This is a genomic window from Mucilaginibacter sp. GW821-FHT07G05 (assembly GCF_059418565.1).
On the sequence record NZ_JBWKQC010000003.1, the window covers coordinates 375,705 to 394,861 of the forward strand.

Sequence of the window (19,157 nt, forward strand, 5' to 3'; positions counted from 1 at the left end):
GGGGTAATAGTATAATTTACATCTGCTGCAAATTGTTTCGGCCGCGCTAAAGTATAAATTGCCGGTAAGCGTGCCTGTACTATACATACGTATGTAAACGCCGCGCAGTTGCCTAAGTAAATTTATATTAAATTATTATCAGCCTTTTCATAAACCAGTTTTTAAAATTGTATTTTTATACTACGCTGCTTAGCGCGCCATTATAAACCGTGAGATCATTAACCTGTTCAATATTATGCCTGTTGGCAGCAATGGTTGTGTTAACCACATCATGCAATGTGGGTGCTCAAAAAAGCGATGCCGATAATAATAAAGCAATTGATGGTAACCGGTACATCCCTTTTAATTCGGGAAGTAAAACCATACATGTATTTGTAGCTCTGTGCGATAATAAATACCAGGGCATAGTACCCGTACCTGCTAAAATAGGTAATGGGCAAGATGCTGAAACTAATTTATATTGGGGCGGATTATGGGGTGTACGTACCTTTTTCAACAAAAGCCGCGAGTGGGAATTATTAAAAAGCTACAATATTGATACGCTTATTTTACAGCGCCTAATTTATAAACACAAAACCGCCAATTTTTATTTAGTGGCCGATGCCTATAACGGCAAATACATAAAACGTTGCACTGCCGATTTTTTAAACAGCTGCGCGGGTAAAAGTAAAGATACGCTCACACTGAATAATACCATCGGCATAAACGGTAATGCCAAATTACTGGCTTACATTGGGCACGATGGATTGATGGACTTTAAGCTGAACGATGAGTACATGAATGTTGACCGGCAACAACGCGACGCTATTATTTTAGCCTGCATCAGTCAGCAATATTTTGCGCCCTATATGCGATCGAGCAATACCCGGCCCTTGGTGTGGACCACCGGACTCATGTGTCCCGAGGCTTATACCCTGCACGATGCACTATCGGCTTATGTTAAAGACGATAACGCAGCCATAGTGCGCAAAAAGGCAGCTATGGCTTATGCTAAATATCAGCATTGCGGCGATAAAGCTGCTTTGGATTTGCTGGTATCGGGGGTAAATTAATCCAAATGTTCCTTCAAACGTTGCACCAGTTTCGAAGCGCCCGAATCTGAATACGTTCCAAAGGCGTTTACCACTACGCCTTTAATGCCATAGTTTGGTGATGATACCGCATAAACCACCATCTCATCACCCGGATCAGTTTCACCTTCAAAACGATGGGTTTCATCAATCTCAAAGTCTTCCGGCGAAAGGCTTACCTGCTGCTCGGGGCAGTTCAGAAAGTCATTTTGGGCATCTACATTAAAATTGGCAGTATATCCGCGTTCAACAAGGTCATTAACGGCTTCGCTTACGGTATCATAGTTTTTCATAACACTAAGTTAGCAATTATGCATGGCATGTAGTGTTACGTAAACCTGGTTTCGCTAAATCTGAAAGTAATTTTTTCTCAATATCGGCTTGTTTAAATGTGTAAACTACAATACCCTTTTATACTTCCGGTATTCTTTGTCGGTTATCCAAATGTCCCTGCTTTTAAGGCATCGGGCACAAAAAAAACGGCGTATCGGTAAAAAGAACAAAAAGTTCCTTCCAATCCAATTTCGTTTTTTTGGATAATGATATGGGGTGCCGCACTTATAGCACCGCAAATCTGGCTTCTCATCGCTCATATAATTGGTTAGTACAATTGATTACGCTACAAATTAACAATTTGTTAATACAATATTTAGGTTTTGGCAATAATATTAACACCTATATAATAAAATTGTTACTAAATGCACACGCTATTGCCACAGCAATATTGCGCTTGTCATGTATTACAAAATATTATGCTTAGGTTAAAAATCTTCGTTTACAGCTTCACAGCCTATATTTTGTTGCGGTAAATGGTGTTCACGCGCCAGTTCTGCAAGCTTATCGGTTAATTGGTCGTCAATATTAAGGTCGGGGTCAAGCCTTAAGGTATAAGTATATATGGTGCTGTTATCGGCTTTATTATAATATCTGAAGTAGCTTAAATTGGTGTCCATATATAACAGAACACCTGCAATATAAAAAAAGTTTTATTAAAAATATCAGCCCTTTATGCCCCGCACGTTAATTACAATTACGCTGCTGTGGGGTATACCCAGGGTTGTACCGGGCGTAACGTTGAGGTAGAGTTTTAAATAGCCGTCAACAATGCCGCTCATTACACGTACGGTGGCTTTATAATTTTCGGGATAAATAAAAAGTTTAGGTTTACGGAAGTGCAGCACGCCCTTATCATCCACGTAAACGGTGAACGCGTAGCCAAAATTAGCATAAGCCTTATTGATGGTAATGTTGTATTCGGGCAGCAAATAATCGGCAACGGCATCCAGGCTATTGGCCGAATCTATCTTCATGTAATTACGTTCAACCTTCACCAGCGGACTTTTGCTTTTTACCGTAGCGGGCTGAAGCGCGGCAAACGAACTATCGGGCACCTTAACGGCAAGTTGGGCTCTGCTGCGGATGTAATCGGTATCTTGTTTTGACGATTGCCCCATGCGGGCGATCTTACTGGCAGGCTGTTTTTTCAGGTATTCTTCGGAATAGAGTAATACGTAAATGTTTGAGCGCAGATTGTATATCGTTTTGCCGTCTACATTCATTACCTGCAATACCATGCTATCCCTGTTGGCCGTTTTCAGTTTGTACCAGGCATTGGCCATGTTGAAGATAGAATCGTGATCAAAGTATACCTTAAAATTGAAGTACTTATCGCGCTGCGGACTATACATGCTCACCGAATCTTCCGTCAGGAAATGCAATTTGTAAGAGGGCACCAGTTGAAAGCCCTGGCTATCAAATTTTAAACCATTGGCATAAGCACGCCGTACCTCGGTATATTTTACACCTACTATGGGTGCGAAAGATGGTTTGCCATCGTCGGCAAGGGTACCGGGTTTACCTTTTTGGTTACATGAAATATAAACGGCAGGAATTATTAGCAGCAGCAGTAACTTAGCAATTTTCATACATCCCAAAATAAAGAAAAAACCTGTGCATGAGCACTTAAAAATTGCAAAAAGCTTTTAGGCTGATGAATGCTGTTATTTTTTGATGGTGATATAGAAAGTAGCGCCTTCGCCAACTGCCGATTTTACATGGATACTGCCCTTCAAAGCCTTCACCAGATCTTTAACTGTGGAGAGGCCTATGCCGTTGCCCTTTTTATTGTAGCGGTCGGTTATTTTAAGGGTGAAATTATTGGCAAATATTTTTTCGTGGTATTGCTCGGCTATGCCCATACCGTTGTCTTGCACCTCGAAACGGTAATAGTCATCATCCTGATCAAAGCGGATCTGTAACACCCCCTGTTCTTTATCATTGTAACGGATGGCATTACTTATCAGGTTCAAAAAGATCTGCTCAAAAGCAACTGTTGATATATTGAGCATGTGATCGCCTTCGGGCAGCTTCACCTCAAAACTATGCGGAATTACCACCATACAAAGCACCCGCTGCAACAAATCTTCCAGGCTTGCGCGTTGCTTTTTGGCCAGCAAAGTAGCAGGCGTTTGCGAGTAGGTGAGCATTTCATCAAGCATGGTAATAAGCCGATTGGTTGATGTGATATTAAGATCAACCAGTTTGCCGCAGCCTTCGTCCTGCAGTTTGTGCAGACGGATTTTAAGCGCCTGCGAAGTAAGCAGGATACTGCTCAGCGGATTTTTAATATCATGCGCCGCCATCGAAGCGAATTTTTTGATGAACACATTGCTATCCACTAATTCCTGATTGGTTGCTTCAAGGGCAGCCATTTTGCGCCGGAGTTCCAGCTTATCCATCACCTGCTTAGCCAGTATCCTTAAAGCGTTGGCCTGCTCGGCTGTCAGTTTTTTTTGCTGATGATCAATGATACAAAGCGTACCTAACGCAAAACCATCCTCATTAACTAAAGGCACTCCCGCGTAAAAAACAATATTGGTATCGCCGGTTACCAGCGGATTGTTGGCAAAGCGCACATCGCTTCGGGCATCGCTGATCTCCATTATATCGGCAGGCTTAGCGATAGCATGCGCGCAAAAAGACTGGTCTTTCGGGGTTTCAGAAACATCGACTCCAGGGTGCGATTTAAACCATTGCCTGTCGGCATCAACTAAACTGATAAGCGCTACAGGTGTATGGCAAATTGCCGAAGCGAGGGTTGTAATTTCGTCGAAGTCAATTTCTGCGGCGGTATCTAAAATACCATAAGAATTGAGCGCAGCTAATCTTTCATCTTCATTAGCAATTACTGGGAATAGCGGCATAAGAGGGGTACGGTCAATAGTTTTAATTAAAGCTAACCTACGTAAATTTGGTAACTTGTAGTTTGGGTTTATCTATATTTTACACATACCTTAACATTTAAACACTGAGGTTGTTTAAATCAATTAAATAAAATATCCAATTGTTGCAATTCCGCTGAAATTAAGCATCTTTAAGGGATAGAAAAACCCTAAACTGTTTATGTTAACCACATTAAAGCATTACGCCTTACTTATAATACTATTGGCCATCTTGGCATCAGGCTGTTCACCGCTGGTGGTACCATCTGCATACCAGGTACCAAATGTAAAAGAACAGGGTGATGTTAATCTTACAGTAGCTACCGGTATATCGGCATTAAATGTACAGGCAGCGGTGGTGCCTGTAAAGCATTTACTGCTTACATCAGCCTACAGCAATAACATACACCATACTTTAAAGGGGAATATTTATAATCATACTACTTTTGGTATAGGCTATTTAACCAGCCCGGCTAAAGTGCAGTTTGGTACGCTGTTCATATACGGCTTTGGCAAAAGCCGCGATAATAGTATCGACGAAAACGAGGGCAACAAAATATATCACCATACCGGCGTAAAGTATAAAGATTACCAGCTACAGCCTTACATGAATGTTAAAGCAGGCGAACATATTGATTTTTATACCGGCTTACGTTCGTCGTTTATTAATACCTACGCGTATGACAGTAACGAAACCAGCCGCAAAAACCCGGGTAACATGTTTACCGCCGAGCCTTTTTTGGGCATGCGCTTAGGGTTTGAAAATTTAAAGATTGATTATCAGTTCGGTATTTATAAACATAAAAGAACCTATGTAAGCAGTGTTTCGGGCGACGCGTTACTTAATATGCACATAGGCCTCACCTATACTGTAAACTGGAAAAAGGGTTTTAAACTGTAGCATGCCTATTTACCGGCATCTACATCTTTTATAAATTTAATTATCCCGTTCATATATACCTGCTGATCATCCCACATAGCTAAATGGCTGCCGTTAGGGCAATATAAGTAGTTGGCATGGGACATTTGCTTGCTCATCCATTCCATATAACCGGGATCCATGGTATCATATTTTGCGCCTACGGTTAGGGTGCGCACCTTAATGTCTTTCAGCCTGGAGGTTATATCCCAGTTAACGAGCCTGCCGCCTGTTTTAAATTCGCTTGGCCCCTGCATCATCACATATATTTCGTTGTTGATGTGTTTAAAGGTTCGCGCCACAGGCTCGGGCAATTCGGGCAGGCGGCAAAGATGCTGACTGTAAAAGTGTTCGGCCACCAAGGCCTGGTAGGTGCTGTCCTGGTATAGTCCTTTTGCTTCGTAACCTTCCAAACTATCCACCAGCGATGGGCGCATTTGCTTGCGCAACAGTTTATTATAGTCGGCATAAGCCGGTATGCTGGCCATCATGTTGCCAACTATAAGGCCTTTCAGGTTGTTGGGATATTTAAGCGCGTACTCCATACCCAGTATACTGCCCCAGGAGTGACCTAAAATGTAGAAGTTGCTGTTATCCAGTTTCAGTGCTTTGCGCACCTGCTCTACCTCGTCAACAAAGCGGGGCAGTGTCCACAAGCTGCTGTCGCGGGGCTGATCGCTGTAGTATGATCCCAGCTGATCGTATTCTATCATCTCAAAACCCTCCTTAGGGAAGAAGCTTTCAAAGCACTCCATATATTCGTGCGTAGTAGCCGGACCACCGTGCAACAGCAAAATTTTAATACGAGGATTGTTGCCAATGCGCTTAGTCCACACCTTGAATTTACCCACAGGCGTTTCAATAGTCACCATTTTAATACCACCGGCCTGTACGCCGCTGTCAACAGGGGCAAAGTAAGTGGCCACGGTTGTCCCCTGGTTATTGCAGGATAATAAACCCGCAAGAAGTACGGCAAATGCGAGGTAAAGGAGCGTTTTCATAAAACTAAGATATTAATATTCTGATAATTAAACGCTCACACCTTTTGGTTGTTTTAATTATGTTGTGATTGGCTTTTTTAATTTTTATAATTGCAACATAGTTGCATATAAAAATGAATTTAGACTACGAAGTAATTATTATAGGCGGAAGTTATGCCGGTCTTTCTGCCGCTATGACGTTAGGGCGTTCGCTCAGAAAAACGCTCATCATCAATAGCGGTAAGCCCTGCAACCGGCAAACCCCGCGTTCGCATAATTTTATTACACAAGATGGCGATGCACCGGCCATGATTGCCGCAAAGGCCATGACCCAGGTAATGAAATACCCTGATATCACCTACCAAACCGGCCTGGCAACCGGTATTGAAACCATACCCGAAGGCTTCCGTTTAACTACTAAAGAGGGCGGAGATTTTACCACACGCAAGGTGATATTCGCTACAGGCATTGCCGATACCATGCCTGCCATACCCGGCTTTGCCGAATGCTGGGGGATTTCGGTTTTGCATTGCCCGTACTGCCACGGCTATGAGGTGCGTAATAATAATTTAGGGCTATTGGTAGATGCCGGCACCGCTACCGATTTTTACAAACTGATCCGTCACTGGAGCCCCATCATCACCCTGTTTACCAACGGTGCCAAACTTACCGAAGAGCAATACTCCCTTTTTGCCAAACGCAAAGTAACCGTAAGGCACGAGCATATAAAGCAAATTGAGCACGACAGCGGCTACATGAGCGATATCCACCTTTCGGATGGTAGTACGTTAACCCTCGATGCCCTGTTTGCCCGCGTACCCTTTAAACAGCACTGCGAATTGCCGCAAGCTTTAGGCTGCGCACTCACCGAAATGGGCTACCTACAAGTTGACGAAATGGGGCACACCAACATACGGGGTATATACGCGGCCGGCGATAATACTACCCCAATGCGATCGGTTGCCACGGCTACCGCGGCAGGCAATAAAACAGGCGCTATGTTGAATAAGGATTTGATAGATGAGGATTTCCTGTAGGTTTTTAATATGGGTTTAAGCTTGGTTTAGATTTTACCGCAGAGTGCGCGGAGTTTTTCATAGAGTTACGCGGAGGATTTTATAGCGTGAGGTAAGGGAGGAATTGGAGCAAGGGAGAAGGGCTTTGGGTTATCGCCAAACAAAAGCACAAACCTAACATACCCATAAAATGCGGCATCGTAAGTAACGGATAGCACAAGCCCTGCCTAAGCACAATCTTTCAAAGCTCCTTGCGCAGCCGCGACTTTTCTTTTTTGGTACTTTTTTCTTTTGAGAGAAAAGAAAAAAGTACATCCACTAACGTTCAATAAAGCAGACCCATTCCTAACGAAGAACTACAATCATATAACAACTCCTTCACTCTACTTAGGGTTACAACAAGGCATTAAAAAAATCAAGCAATCACTTCAAAATCCCTTACCTCTTTCTCTTCCCCATTAATGATAATAGAAAGCTGGTGCCCGCCGGTATAAAATACTCGGGTAGTGATAAGGCGGAAGGATTGTTTTCGGACAATATTCACTTTCGCATAGGGTTCATAACTCTTTTCACTGATCTTGAATACCTTTCTATTAAGTTGCCCGTTTGCTTTTTTGTAATAGATACCATATTCCAGGCGTACGGTATGCGGTTCGGGATTGTCGTTAACCACTGTAAAACTAAACTCCAGGCTATCGCCGATCTTTACTTTGGGCGTTAGCACCTCAAAAGCCGACAAGTGGATACTTTCACTCTTTAAACCGTAATGACTCAATATCTCTGTATGGCCCTGCTTTAACAGCGTGCGGCAGCCATGCTTAATAATGGCATCGGTTTCCTTGCTGAAACCTTTCCAGCGTGTGGCAAGGTCAATTACAATGGCAGGATGATCTTTAGCTATATCATTGATATTGTTAGCTACACTTCGGCGCACCCATTCGGAAGGATCATTCTTCAGGTTTTCAAGCAATGGCAGTATCGGCGCCGGATCTTTCTTTAAGGCCGGAATAGCCATAGCCCAGGGTAAACGTGGACGGCTCCCCTCACTGGCGAAACGGCGTACCTTATAATTCGGGTGAAGCGACCAGGCCTGCATCTGGTCTATCATCTGTTGCCCATATTTTAACAGAAAAGGTCGAACGGCGAATTCGCAACTTACAAACTGGGTAATGCTTTCAAGAGCATTTATTGATGTGTCAAAATCGTCAAGTCCGTAAGTTTCTATATAATCGGGGATGAACATATAGGCCAGCCCATCTTCGCCGATGCCGGTTTTTTGGAGTTGCTTAACAATATTAAGGATAGTTTTTACCGCCTCAGGATAACCCGCCGGTAAAAACCCGTGAAGCACGCGGGTAGTGTGCTTCATGCGTTCCTTTAGTTCTTTGCTTTCAAAATCAGGTGTGTAGATCTGCCGTTTAAATTCGGCCTTATCAAACGATGGCAGCACCGCACCGACGGCGACAGAAAGTGTATTATAAAAGTGTTCGGAGTAAAGATCTTTTAGCAGGCCCATGCGGTAAAAGTAAATTTTATATCAACTGCCGCGTGTATGGAGTTTTCCACAGTGTTGTGCTATCTATAATGACAAAGCCACCCTTTTCAGAGTGGCTTTGGTGTTTTATGCTTTCGGGCCGCCTGCGTCGAGGTTGAGCTCGTTTTGGAATATCTTGTTGTATTTGCGGCGATCAAACTTGTATAGTTTGGCTGCGCGGTATGATACGCCTTTTTGCTTTTCGGGCAACTCTTTTAAAAAGCCATAACTCAGCATCTTCTTACGGAAGTTACGTTTATCGAGCTGCTTATCCAGTATCACTTCGTAGAGCGATTGCAGCTGGGTAAGCGTAAATTTCTCGGGCAGCAAATCAAATGCTATAGGCTGATAGTTAAGCCTGCGGCGGATGCGGCGGAAGGCTGTCTGGAAAATTTCGGTATGGTCAAACGCCAGTGTAGGCAGTTCTTTTACCGGGTGCCAAAAGGCTTTGCGGGCATATTCGGTAATAGGAGTAAGCTCTTTTTGGCCGGTTAAACGTATCAGCGCGAAGTAGGCCACAGTAACTACGCGGCCCAGCGGGTGACGGTTTACGCCGCCAAAGGTGTGCAGCTGTTGTATAGGCATGTTGCGCAGGCCGGTAAGCTCATATAATATACGTTTCGCGCCATCATCAATGCTTTCATCGTGCCCAACTATGTTGCCGGGCAGCGCAAACCAGTCTTTAAAAGGTTCTGCGCTTCTCTCAATCAGTAGTATTTTCAGTTCCCCGGCTTCAAAGCCAAATATCACACAGTCAATCGAAAACGCCGAGTCGAACTTAGGTAAATCTTGTTCCAAATCGTTGGTATTTAGTAAAAAGTTAAATATATGCCATATATCGTAACAAAAAAATTAAAAATAAATTTAATGGTGTAATTTAGACACAGTATCTTCGTGGCATAATTTGAATAGCTTACATCAGATGCAAAAAATCTCAAAACTTGCTGTTCTTACCTCCGGCGGCGACGCGCCGGGAATGAATCCCTGTATTAGGGCAGTGGTAAGAACCGCCCTTTATCATGGCTTGCAGGTTACCGGGGTAAGGCAAGGTTATCAGGGTCTTATCGATAATAACATGTATGACATGAATAACCGTTCGGTAAGTAATATACTTAACCTGGGTGGTACTATTCTGAAAACAGCACGTTGTTTAGCTTTCCGTACCGATGAAGGTATGGAGCTCGCCTATAAAAACCTTAAAGCGCAGGGTATCGATGCTTTAGTAGTAATAGGCGGCGATGGTACTTTTACCGGCGCGCTGCGTTTTTCGCGCAAGTTTCCGGATATCGCTGTAATTGGCGTACCGGGTACTATTGATAACGACCTGTACGGCTCTACCTATACTTTAGGCTTTGATACCGCTACCAATACCGTTATTGAGGCTATCGATAAAATACGTGATACTGCCGACGCGCACGACCGTTTATTCTTTATCGAAGTAATGGGCCGCGACTCGGGCGCCATAGCCCTGCGTGCAGGTATATCATGCGGAGCAGAAGCTATTTTACTGCCCGAAAAAGAAACCGCTATCGAAGAGCTTATCGTGAGCCTGAAAGCCGGTCATTACAATAAAAAATCATCAAGTATAGTTATAGTAGCTGAAGGCGATAAGCATGGCGGTGTGTATGACATTGCCAAGGCAGTAGAGAAGGAAGTGAAGAACTACGATATTAAGGTAACCATACTGGGGCACCTGCAACGCGGTGGCAGCCCAAGCAGTTTCGACCGTATACTGGGCAGCAGGCTGGGTTACGCGGCGGTAAACGCGCTGATAGCCGGAGAATCGCAAAAAATGGTAGGTTTGCAGGCAAATCACATCGTACTTACAGATTTGGAAGAAGCGCTTAATCAACACGAATTTAAACTGGAAGACGATTTGATGGCGATGATGGAAATACTATCGATATAATTAATGATAGCAGTTGTATATAGCGGCTCACATTATGCGCACTGGCGTTTGGCAGATAAGGGGAGAACTGTGGCGTCTTTCAGAACCACGGGTATCAATCCTTACTTTAATGATGAAAAGCACATTATACAACTCTTCAACAAAAACATAAACCTCATTCACCACGCCGAAGAAATTAAGAAAATATATTTTTACGGCGCAGGTGTATCAACAGACGAGCTTAAGGCAACAGTGCGCAACGCGTTCTTCGCTTTCTTTAAGTTTGCCAAAGTGACAGTTGGGCATGACATTGATGCCGTTGCTTTGGGCTGTTGTAAAGAGAAACCCGGCATTGTATGTATATGCGGCAGCGGCAGCAACGCTGCCTGGTATGATGGCCGGAAAATTGCTCCTAACAATTTTGGATTGGGGTACATTATGGCCGACGAAGGTTCAGGTAATTGGTTAGGAAAGCAGCTGCTAAAAGGATTTATGAGTAAAACCCTGCCGGATAGCATCAGCAAAAAATTTGCTAAGAAATACACGTTCGACCGCAATGCCATACTGGATAAGGTATACAGGCAAAAGCAACCGGCGTTATTTTTGAGCTCGTTCAACGATTTTTTTATTGAAAACCGCGACGATGCCCATATAAAGCAATTGATTAATACAGGATTTGATAAACTGATCAGCACTTACGTATTGCCCTTACACAAACAGCACCCCGGTGTAGGGCTACATTTTTCGGGCTCGGTAGCCATGCACTTTCAGGATAACTTACAGGAAGTGGCGGGTAATGCCGGTTTAGAGATTGAGAGTATTGTAAGAACCCCCATAAATAATTTACTAACGTACTATACAAACAAAAATTAAAAATTATGAAAATAGGAATTAACGGCTTTGGCCGTATCGGCCGCCTTGCTTTCAGGGTAGCAATTGATCGCCCGGACATCGAGGTAGTTGGCATTAATGACCTTATTGAGCCAGATTATATGGCTTACATGTTGAAATATGATTCAACTCATGGTAAATTTAACGGTACTGTTACTGTTGAAGGTGGTAACCTTGTAGTAAACGGTAAAACTATCCGTGTAACTGCTGAAAAAGATCCTGCAAACCTTAAATGGAGTGATGTAGGCGCTGAAGTGATCATCGAATCAACCGGTTTATTCTTAACTCAGGATACTGCTCAAAAACACATTGATGCAGGTGCTAAAAAAGTTGTTCTTTCTGCTCCGGCTAAAGATGATACCCCTACTTTCGTAATGGGTGTTAACCACAAACAATTAAAAGCTGATCAAAACATCGTTTCAAACGCTTCATGTACTACTAACTGTTTAGCGCCAATAGCTAAAGTATTGAATGATAAATTCGGTATTGAAGAAGGTTTGATGAGCACTATCCACGCGGTAACTGCTACTCAAAAAACAGTTGATGGTCCGTCTGCAAAAGACTGGAGAGGTGGCCGTGGTGCTTACCAAAACATCATCCCTTCATCAACAGGTGCTGCTAAAGCGGTAGGTTTGGTTCTTCCGGAACTGAAAGGTAAATTAACAGGTATGTCATTCCGTGTTCCGGTTGCCGACGTATCAGTAGTTGATTTAACTGTAAAATTGAAAACTGCTGCATCTTACGAGCAAGTTAAAGCTGCTATGAAAGAAGCTTCAGAAGGTGATTTAAAAGGTATCCTTGGTTATACCGAAGATGAAGTAGTATCTGAAGACTTTAAAGGTGATTCACGTACATCTATCTTTGATGCCAAAGCAGGTATATCATTGAATGACCACTTCGTTAAAGTAGTATCTTGGTACGATAACGAGTGGGGTTACTCAAACAAACTGATTGACCTTGTTCAGGAATTAGGTAAATTATAATACCCAATTCTCTGCATAAACACACAAAGCCGACTTTTAGTCGGCTTTGTGTGTTTATGAGGTTTTTTTACCGATGTTGTAGCTTCAGGTGGTTTGAATATAAAAGAGTAGGGGCATTGTGCGATTCTCTCCCTTGGGAGGGTGTAGGGAGGGGTTTCATAGTTGTTTATTCTATGAGATGCCGCATAAACACCTCCCTGCCACCACAGTTCCCAACACACCTCTCCTCAAGGAGGGAATGAAAATCGTACAAGTTTAATCCTTAAACAAGTTCAGGGCCCCATTTATAGCATATTTAAATCACATCACTGCGAACGTAGTGAAGCAATCCCCGAGTTTACAGAGCGGCTCTGTATAGCTTAGAGATTGCTTCGTGCCTCGCAATGACGCGTTTTTAGTGCCGAATCCAAGCTTTACTAATAGGTTGGTGTTCCTATAAGTGATTTGAAAAAGAGTAGGGGCAATGTGCGATTCCCTCCCTCGGGAGGGTGTAGGGAGGGGTTTCGCAATTGTTTATCCTATGAAATGCTGTATAAACACCTCCCTGCCAACGCAGTTCCCAACACACCCCTCCTCCAGGAGGGAATGAAAATCCTAATGGTGCGCTTTTTACGTAGCCCCTGCTATTTGCAATTCATCAAATGCGCAGTATACTCACCTAAAAACGTATTACGCTGATCAAGATATTCTTCCCGTGTTTTAAAGCTGCGCTTATTTTTCGGCTGATTGGTGAAGTAAACGTATACGATGGTGTTATCTCCGGGGAAGAAAACGAAAGTACCCAGGTTGCTGCCCTCATCAATGCTTTCGCGGTTGATGCCATATATTTTATAGCCGTTGTAGCTCAACTCTATCAGATCGGTAGTTTCCATACCTGTAGAGTTTTTATTGATGAACTTCAGGCTATTAAGCAGGTTGGTTTTGTTAGCGGCATAACTTTCGGGCGATGATTGCTCAACTTTTATGTTCGCAAATTCAACCTTATACTTGTTGTTGTATTGTATGCGGTAAGCATCGGTAATAACAAAAGGCACTTCGCCGGTTTCGGTAATTATGGTACGGGTTTTGGCGTTAGGATCGGGCAAGTGTACTGCTTCGGTCGCTTTTAAGTGGTTCGCATTTTTGAACGACAGGTAGCAGCTTTTTATCTCATCCTTAACAGTAAAACTAAACAGTGTCCCGGTAATCAACAGGAGGGCAATAAGCAATATGGGTTTCTTCATGACAGATTTTCTATAAATTATGGAATGGGGAAATTTATAGGAAGACGATATATGGTTGAGAATAGTTGCAGGCCTGAGTGATATTTTTATTGTCGATTTTATTAGCAACCTACTATTGTAAACAATCCCATTACTTTTAAAAGAGAACCCGCAGGTGCTGGTTTGGATAGGTAAAGAGTGTGTACCTCCGAATTATAATGATTGGCTGTATTGATAATAAAATCGGGCAAGCCATCAGCATCTATATCACCAATAAAAATGATGCGTGTAAGGGCATCATCAAAGCTCCATTCGTAGGTTAATAGCTGGTCATAAATTTTACCATCAATGGTAGCTTTTACACGTAAAGAGTAATCAGATACTGCGAGATGCATGCTGCCCGGTATTTCAGGCTTGGTTTTACCTGTGGCGTATAGTGTAAAGGTGTTGCCCTTAAAATTAAATTGTTCTTTTTTGCCCGGCATAAACGATTGTTTCTTGATAGATACTGTAGTTACAGTAGTATCTGATAAGTTATCAAGGCCGGAAAAAAGTAATATAGCGCTGTCTTTAATGGCAGGGGTAACAAGCCATCCTGTTTTTTGACCATTTTCATCTAAGACGGCATCTTCCGCTCTCGTAAACTTAACTCCTGTCCACGATACATAGTATTCGTCACCCTTTTTAAACAAGCCCTTCCATTGCAAGTTAGCCGACTTGGGATTCACCTCATCATGATGAAAAACACCGCCGGGTAGCAGTACGGTAACGGGATATTTAGCATTATAGTCAGGTAAATTATGGGTCGTGGGGGTATCTAAAGGTGATGTCGTGTCTTTTTTGGCCGCTACATTTGATGTAGTTATTCTTGATGTATCTATTGCAACGATTGTTGTTTTTGCCACTTTTTGTTTACATGCTGATAAACAAATAATGGTAAATAGCAAGGCGAATAGGCGCATGTTGATTTAGGTTGTTCGTGTTATTTAAATCAAATATAGTAAACTTATAAATGAAATAATGGGGCAAGGTAGCAAGTAACTGATATAATAAAAAAAGCCTTTCATGCTGATACAGAAAGGCTTTGTGTTTGAAGTGTGATTCCATCAGGATTCGAACCTGAGACCTACTGCTTAGAAGGCAGTTGCTCTATCCAGCTGAGCTATGGAACCATTGCGAATATTTTTCGCGGTGCAAATATGCGAAAATTGAACGGGAATGACAATACCGATTTTGCCTAAATTTTACACCCTCTTTTTGATCCGGTTTTACACGCCATTTTATACCCGAAAACAGCAAAAGTGCTAAAACGGGTAAGCGTTGTTTTGTCTGTTAGCAAACAGGGCAAATGCACAGGTTGTAAACTGCCGGATGCCATGTTGTCAATTGTTGAAAAGAATTGTTCAATTAACAGTTAACCGCCTGATTTATAACCTCAAGGGCGAAATATCATCATTTATGCCATATTCGTATTGGTTTTAAGAGGCCAGCCGATACAATATATGGCACAAAGTATAGGGGCTATGTTTAAAAATCGCCACTTTTTTGAAAAAAAATCGATTTTTAGCAACTAAAGTGTTCTTATTACAATAAGTAAATCATACTTTTATCCGAATTATTATAATTAGAATAACACTATGATCATTATTGCCGACGGTGGCTCAACTAAAACAAACTGGTGCCTGGTTAATGAAGAGGGCAAAAAAGTATATTTTAATACAGAGGGTTACAACCCCTACTTTGTAAGTAAAGAATACATCATACAATCTTTACGTGATAACCTGCCTACTGACCTTCAGTTAGACAAGATCACCGAGGTTAATTATTATGGTGCAGGCTGTTCTACAGATGAGAAGCGTACGCAGATCAGGGTTGCAATGGAAGCTGTGTTTACATCATCAAAAGTGAACATCGGTCATGATTTGCTGGCTGCTGCACGCGCGTTGCTTGGCCACACTGAAGGCTTTGCCGCTATTTTGGGCACGGGTATGAATACCTGTACTTATGATGGTAAAAACATTCTGCAAAATATTGATTCGGGCGCTTATATCCTGGGCGACGAAGGCAGCGGTTGCCATATCGGTAAAAAATTACTGATTGATTACCTGCGTGGTTACATGCCCGAGGCTGTACGTAACAACTTTTGGGAAACCTTTAAACTTACACCTGATGATGTTAACGAGCAGGTGTACACTAAACCTTTAGCTAACCGTTTTTGCGCGAGCTTCAGCAAGTTTGTTTATGATAACAACGTGCATTTGGAGTACTCACGTAACCTGGTTCGTACCTCGTTCGAAGATTTCTTCCGCAATGTGGTAGTACGTTACCCTGATTATCAGAAATACACTTTCAACTGTATCGGTTCGGTAGGTTATAACTTCCGTAACGTGTTAGAAGAAGTGGTTACTGAAAACGGTATGACCGTTGGTAAGATCATCCGCTCACCTATAGATGACCTGGTGAAATTCCACCTTGACCTTGCGCCAAGCCAATTATAAGAGAAAAAGAAATTTATATATCAAGCCCCGTTGAGTAATCAACGGGGCTTTTTTGTGGGATTTTCTACTGTCATGGTAGGCATGGCCTGTCACCCTGAGCCTGTCGAAGGGTGCGTGGGTAATGGCCTCTGCGCACGATCCTTCGACAGGCTCGGGATGACAGCCTCGGGTGTGATTTTCTTGTCATCTCGACCGTAGGGAGAGATCTTCTTCTGTATACAAGTCGCAGACATGCATAATGAAGAAGATTTCTCCTCGTTCCTCGTTCGAAATGACAACATGCTTATAATGTTTGCTGACATTAACACGCCCTCAACCAAAACCCTTCCCACGGAAATATCATCGTAGTTTCCAGTTCTTCCTCAACCGGTTTCTTTTTGCGGCGTTTTTTGCGTGGCTTTTTGGTGGGTTTCTTTTCGGCTTTTTGGGTGGTGCTGCCCGCGGTTTTATGCCTGCGGAAGTTCCATGGTTCGGTAGGGTTGGCATCTTGCCATAAGCCCAGGTGTGCTTCGCGCGCCTGTTGCTCCAAGGCCGCCAGTTCGGGGTTGTTTTTGGAGTAGGCTTTGTACTGCCAGGCATAACCGTTCTTTACCAGTTCGTGGTTGATGTTGGTGCCATCAGTCAACAGCACCGTGGCCACGGTGCGGCCATAGCGATCTTGCGTGCCGCCTTGTATGCGCACTTCTTTGCCAAAGCATAGTTGAGCGGTAAACTGGCGGGCGGCTTGTCCGTACGCCTGGGCTTTTTCGGGGCAGTCAATTTCGGCAAGGCGAACGGTAATGTTCTTAAAATCGCTGCTGAGCAGTTCAATGGTATCGCCGTCTTTTATCTTTACTACTTTGTAAACGTCTTCGGGCATTTGGTTACATCCGGCAACAGCAATTAAAAAGAAGATCAGTAGCAGCCTCAGCTTATTCATGGCAATATAAATTTGCGGCTAAGGTAAGCATCTGTAAAAACAAAGTATTGCATACAGCCTTGTGCTTTATCAACAACTTAAAACTATATTAGCAACAACAGCAGCAAATGCAAATATGAGCAACAAAGCAGACCATAAACTCACTATATACCAGTTACTCCCGCGTTTATTCGGCAATGTAAACACCACCAATAAATATTACGGCTCTATAGAAGAGAACGGCTCGGGCAAGTTCAACAATATTAATACGCAGGCATTACAAGCCATAAAAGCCATCGGTTTTACCCATGTTTGGTACACCGGCATCATTGAACACGCCACCATGACGGACTATTCATCTCAAGGCATTACGCCCGATGATCCGGATGTGGTGAAAGGGCGCGCGGGTTCGCCGTATGCTATAAAAGATTATTACGATGTAGACCCTGATTTGGCGGTAGATGTGCCTAACCGTATGACCGAGTTTGAAGCCCTAATACAGCGCACCCATGCCGAAGGATTAAAGGTAATTATCGACTTCGTGCCCAACCATGTTGCCCGTACCTATAGTTCGGATGTAAAACCGGCCGGAGTGCGCGATTTTGGCGAGGATGATGATAATACCAAAGCCTTTTCTCCGCAAAACGATTTCTATTATATCCCCGGTCAGCCATTAACTATTCCGGGCGGATACAACCCCGGCGGCGATGGCTTTGCGCATCCGCTAAAGGATGGCAAGTTCGACGAAAACCCGGCCAAGGCCACGGGCGATAATGTGTTTAACGCCTACCCATCTATCAATAACTGGTTCGAAACCATTAAGCTGAATTACGGGGTTGATTACCAGGGCGGCTACATTACCCACTTTAACCCCGTGCCGCCGCTATGGAATAAGATGGTGGATATATTGTCCTACTGGACGGAAAAAGGTATCGACGGTTTCCGCTGCGATATGGTGGAATACGTGCCTTTTGAATTTTGGGGATGGCTGATACCAAAGCTGAAAGAGAAATACCCGCACCTCATCTTCATCGGCGAAGCCTACAACCCTAACGAATACTATAACTACCTTTTTAACGGCAAGTTCGATTATTTGTACGATAAGGTAGGCCTGTACGATGCTATAAAGCAATTAGTACGCAACGAACACCATGCCTCTACCTGGAATATCAATGGGGTATGGAACCACCAAACCAAAGGTTTCGACGAGCGTATGCTCCGCTTTATGGAAAACCACGATGAGCAGCGTATCGCTTCGCCGGGTTTCGCGGGCAATGCCTGGTACGGAATTCCGGGGATGATCATCACGGCTACGCTTTCAACCGGGCCCGTAATGATCTATTTTGGGCAAGAGGTAGGTGAACCCGCCAATGGCTCCGAAGGCTTTAGCGGTAACGATGGCCGCACCACCATATTTGATTACTGGGGTGTGCCCGATCATCAAAAGTGGGTGAACAATCACGCTTACGATGGCGGTCAACTATCTGGCAGCCAGCAGCAACTTCGTACTTTTTATGTACGGTTACTCAACGCCGTGCGCCATAACGAAGCCCTGCGCGATGGCGAATTTTATGAGTTGATGATAGATAACGAACGTCAGCATGGTTTCGATCAGCGTTTGTATATCTATCTAAGGTATACCGAAAACGCACGGGTACTGGTGATAGTTAACTTCAGCAGGCACGAGCGGGATATTACCGTTAAACTGTCCGAAGAATTATTGAACAGGCTGAAATTATCGGGCGCGTATGCGTTTAACGACCTGCTTACCGATGCTAAATTCGCTACGGATAATATTGCCGACGGCGTTTGGATAAAACTAACCGCCACAGGTGGTTATTTGCTGGAGTTTTGAAACACCCGAAAGCTTACCGACGTAGAAGCCATTGCCGTGGGTTGATCGTACCTGCGGCATGGACTATTGTGTTGAGGTAACAAGCGTAAATTGCAGCTTAACCTTCATTTAATCATTTTTTAATAAGTCCTCCAAAAAACGCAAAATGGCACAGATTATGGACTATTGTACGTGCTAAAACATTATATTGCATCATAGTTAT

At 43.4% G+C, this 19,157-nt stretch carries 18 protein-coding genes and 1 tRNA gene; 8 read left to right on the forward strand and 11 right to left on the reverse strand.

From position 1 onward, the window contains the following. The first annotated feature begins 209 nt into the window (after positions 1–209). Positions 210–1,052 carry a hypothetical protein gene (locus tag AC07NA_RS09870; RefSeq protein ID WP_494897422.1) on the forward strand — a complete coding sequence of 281 codons (843 nt, stop codon included), beginning with the start codon at positions 210–212 and terminating at the stop codon, positions 1,050–1,052. Here the strand turns inward: AC07NA_RS09870 and AC07NA_RS09875 are convergent. The 4 genes from AC07NA_RS09875 to AC07NA_RS09890 all read right to left on the reverse strand — a co-directional run bounded on the left by AC07NA_RS09875 (position 1,049) and on the right by AC07NA_RS09890 (position 4,273). Beyond that, complete coding sequence (locus tag AC07NA_RS09875; protein ID WP_345210201.1) at positions 1,049–1,363, reverse strand: phosphoribosylpyrophosphate synthetase; 315 nt, start codon at positions 1,361–1,363, stop codon at positions 1,049–1,051. The two genes, AC07NA_RS09870 and AC07NA_RS09875, sit on opposite strands and share 4 nt — an antisense overlap. A 468-nt stretch (positions 1,364–1,831) precedes the next feature. Then, positions 1,832–2,023 carry a hypothetical protein gene (locus AC07NA_RS09880; protein ID WP_345210202.1) on the reverse strand — a complete coding sequence of 64 codons (192 nt, stop codon included), beginning with the start codon at positions 2,021–2,023 and terminating at the stop codon, positions 1,832–1,834. A 45-nt stretch (positions 2,024–2,068) separates the two neighbouring features. Next, positions 2,069–2,995 carry a hypothetical protein gene (locus AC07NA_RS09885; RefSeq protein WP_494897423.1) on the reverse strand — a complete coding sequence of 309 codons (927 nt, stop codon included), beginning with the start codon at positions 2,993–2,995 and terminating at the stop codon, positions 2,069–2,071. Between the two features lie 75 nt (positions 2,996–3,070). Further along, entirely contained in the window at positions 3,071–4,273 is a 1,203-nt protein-coding gene (locus tag AC07NA_RS09890; protein WP_494897424.1) for a sensor histidine kinase, read from the reverse strand. 199 nt (positions 4,274–4,472) lie between these two features. On the opposite strand from AC07NA_RS09890, the gene AC07NA_RS09895 reads away from it, so the two are divergent. Then, positions 4,473–5,192 (forward strand): hypothetical protein, encoded by a 720-nt coding sequence (locus tag AC07NA_RS09895; RefSeq protein WP_494897425.1) that lies wholly within the window; start codon positions 4,473–4,475, stop codon positions 5,190–5,192. A gap of 5 nt (positions 5,193–5,197) precedes the next feature. Here AC07NA_RS09895 and AC07NA_RS09900 read toward each other — a convergent pair whose 3' ends face one another. Then, complete coding sequence (locus AC07NA_RS09900) at positions 5,198–6,211, reverse strand: proline iminopeptidase-family hydrolase (protein WP_494897426.1); 1,014 nt, start codon at positions 6,209–6,211, stop codon at positions 5,198–5,200. Between the two features lie 113 nt (positions 6,212–6,324). Between AC07NA_RS09900 and AC07NA_RS09905 the strand changes: the two genes are divergently transcribed. Next, positions 6,325–7,227 (forward strand): NAD(P)/FAD-dependent oxidoreductase, encoded by a 903-nt coding sequence (locus AC07NA_RS09905; protein ID WP_494897427.1) that lies wholly within the window; start codon positions 6,325–6,327, stop codon positions 7,225–7,227. A 394-nt stretch (positions 7,228–7,621) separates the two neighbouring features. On the opposite strand, the gene AC07NA_RS09910 is transcribed toward AC07NA_RS09905, so the two are convergent. Together AC07NA_RS09910 and AC07NA_RS09915 are read right to left on the reverse strand one after the other, a co-directional pair. Then, positions 7,622–8,722: a DNA alkylation repair protein gene (locus AC07NA_RS09910; RefSeq protein WP_494897428.1), complete on the reverse strand. Its 1,101-nt coding sequence runs from the start codon at positions 8,720–8,722 to the stop codon at positions 7,622–7,624. A gap of 105 nt (positions 8,723–8,827) precedes the next feature. Continuing rightward, positions 8,828–9,538 carry an NUDIX hydrolase gene (locus tag AC07NA_RS09915; RefSeq protein ID WP_345214201.1) on the reverse strand — a complete coding sequence of 237 codons (711 nt, stop codon included), beginning with the start codon at positions 9,536–9,538 and terminating at the stop codon, positions 8,828–8,830. Positions 9,539–9,662: 124 nt separating this feature from the next. Between AC07NA_RS09915 and pfkA the strand changes: the two genes are divergently transcribed. From pfkA to gap, 3 genes are read left to right on the forward strand one after another with little or no spacing between them, the layout of a single operon-like run. After that, a complete protein-coding gene (gene pfkA, locus AC07NA_RS09920; RefSeq protein ID WP_345214202.1) occupies positions 9,663–10,649 on the forward strand; it encodes a 6-phosphofructokinase in 987 nt (328 codons plus the stop codon). Positions 10,650–10,652: 3 nt separating this feature from the next. Then, positions 10,653–11,501, forward strand: a complete 849-nt coding sequence (locus tag AC07NA_RS09925; protein WP_494897429.1) for a hypothetical protein — start codon at positions 10,653–10,655, stop codon at positions 11,499–11,501. A 5-nt stretch (positions 11,502–11,506) separates the two neighbouring features. After that, positions 11,507–12,502, forward strand: coding sequence for a type I glyceraldehyde-3-phosphate dehydrogenase (gene gap, locus AC07NA_RS09930; RefSeq protein ID WP_494897430.1), 996 nt, complete (start codon positions 11,507–11,509; stop codon positions 12,500–12,502). Between the two features lie 623 nt (positions 12,503–13,125). On the opposite strand, the gene AC07NA_RS09935 is transcribed toward gap, so the two are convergent. The 3 genes from AC07NA_RS09935 to AC07NA_RS09945 form a co-directional block, all read right to left on the reverse strand. Then, positions 13,126–13,725 carry a hypothetical protein gene (locus AC07NA_RS09935; RefSeq protein WP_494897431.1) on the reverse strand — a complete coding sequence of 200 codons (600 nt, stop codon included), beginning with the start codon at positions 13,723–13,725 and terminating at the stop codon, positions 13,126–13,128. 101 nt (positions 13,726–13,826) lie between these two features. Then, positions 13,827–14,609, reverse strand: coding sequence for a hypothetical protein (locus tag AC07NA_RS09940; protein WP_494897432.1), 783 nt, complete (start codon positions 14,607–14,609; stop codon positions 13,827–13,829). Positions 14,610–14,802: 193 nt separating this feature from the next. Next, positions 14,803–14,876 (reverse strand) — tRNA-Arg (locus AC07NA_RS09945). Positions 14,877–15,341: 465 nt separating this feature from the next. On the opposite strand from AC07NA_RS09945, the gene AC07NA_RS09950 reads away from it, so the two are divergent. Further along, on the forward strand, positions 15,342–16,202 hold the full coding sequence (locus AC07NA_RS09950; RefSeq protein ID WP_345214206.1) for an N-acetylglucosamine kinase: 861 nt from the start codon (positions 15,342–15,344) through the stop codon (positions 16,200–16,202). Between the two features lie 301 nt (positions 16,203–16,503). Here the strand turns inward: AC07NA_RS09950 and AC07NA_RS09955 are convergent, their stop codons facing one another. Next, entirely contained in the window at positions 16,504–17,121 is a 618-nt protein-coding gene (locus AC07NA_RS09955) for a thermonuclease family protein (protein WP_494897433.1), read from the reverse strand. A 115-nt stretch (positions 17,122–17,236) separates the two neighbouring features. Between AC07NA_RS09955 and AC07NA_RS09960 the strand changes: the two genes are divergently transcribed. Continuing rightward, entirely contained in the window at positions 17,237–18,955 is a 1,719-nt protein-coding gene (locus AC07NA_RS09960) for an alpha-amylase family glycosyl hydrolase (protein WP_494897434.1), read from the forward strand. Positions 18,956–19,157: the final 202 nt, after the last annotated feature.

Excerpts from the sequence above, each read along its gene's own strand:
- AC07NA_RS09875 (WP_345210201.1), bottom strand. The coding sequence starts at position 1,363 with ATGAAAAACTATGATACCGTAAGCGAAGCCGTTAATGACCTTGTTGAA.
- AC07NA_RS09880 (WP_345210202.1), bottom strand. The coding sequence starts at position 2,023 with ATGGACACCAATTTAAGCTACTTCAGATATTATAATAAAGCCGATAAC.
- AC07NA_RS09885 (WP_494897423.1), bottom strand. The coding sequence starts at position 2,995 with ATGAAAATTGCTAAGTTACTGCTGCTGCTAATAATTCCTGCCGTTTAT.
- AC07NA_RS09890 (WP_494897424.1), bottom strand. The coding sequence starts at position 4,273 with ATGCCGCTATTCCCAGTAATTGCTAATGAAGATGAAAGATTAGCTGCG.
- AC07NA_RS09895 (WP_494897425.1), top strand. The coding sequence starts at position 4,473 with ATGTTAACCACATTAAAGCATTACGCCTTACTTATAATACTATTGGCC.
- AC07NA_RS09900 (WP_494897426.1), bottom strand. The coding sequence starts at position 6,211 with ATGAAAACGCTCCTTTACCTCGCATTTGCCGTACTTCTTGCGGGTTTA.
- AC07NA_RS09905 (WP_494897427.1), top strand. The coding sequence starts at position 6,325 with ATGAATTTAGACTACGAAGTAATTATTATAGGCGGAAGTTATGCCGGT.
- AC07NA_RS09910 (WP_494897428.1), bottom strand. The coding sequence starts at position 8,722 with ATGGGCCTGCTAAAAGATCTTTACTCCGAACACTTTTATAATACACTT.
- pfkA (WP_345214202.1), top strand. The coding sequence starts at position 9,663 with ATGCAAAAAATCTCAAAACTTGCTGTTCTTACCTCCGGCGGCGACGCG.
- AC07NA_RS09925 (WP_494897429.1), top strand. The coding sequence starts at position 10,653 with ATGATAGCAGTTGTATATAGCGGCTCACATTATGCGCACTGGCGTTTG.
- gap (WP_494897430.1), top strand. The coding sequence starts at position 11,507 with ATGAAAATAGGAATTAACGGCTTTGGCCGTATCGGCCGCCTTGCTTTC.
- AC07NA_RS09935 (WP_494897431.1), bottom strand. The coding sequence starts at position 13,725 with ATGAAGAAACCCATATTGCTTATTGCCCTCCTGTTGATTACCGGGACA.
- AC07NA_RS09950 (WP_345214206.1), top strand. The coding sequence starts at position 15,342 with ATGATCATTATTGCCGACGGTGGCTCAACTAAAACAAACTGGTGCCTG.
- AC07NA_RS09955 (WP_494897433.1), bottom strand. The coding sequence starts at position 17,121 with ATGAATAAGCTGAGGCTGCTACTGATCTTCTTTTTAATTGCTGTTGCC.
- AC07NA_RS09960 (WP_494897434.1), top strand. The coding sequence starts at position 17,237 with ATGAGCAACAAAGCAGACCATAAACTCACTATATACCAGTTACTCCCG.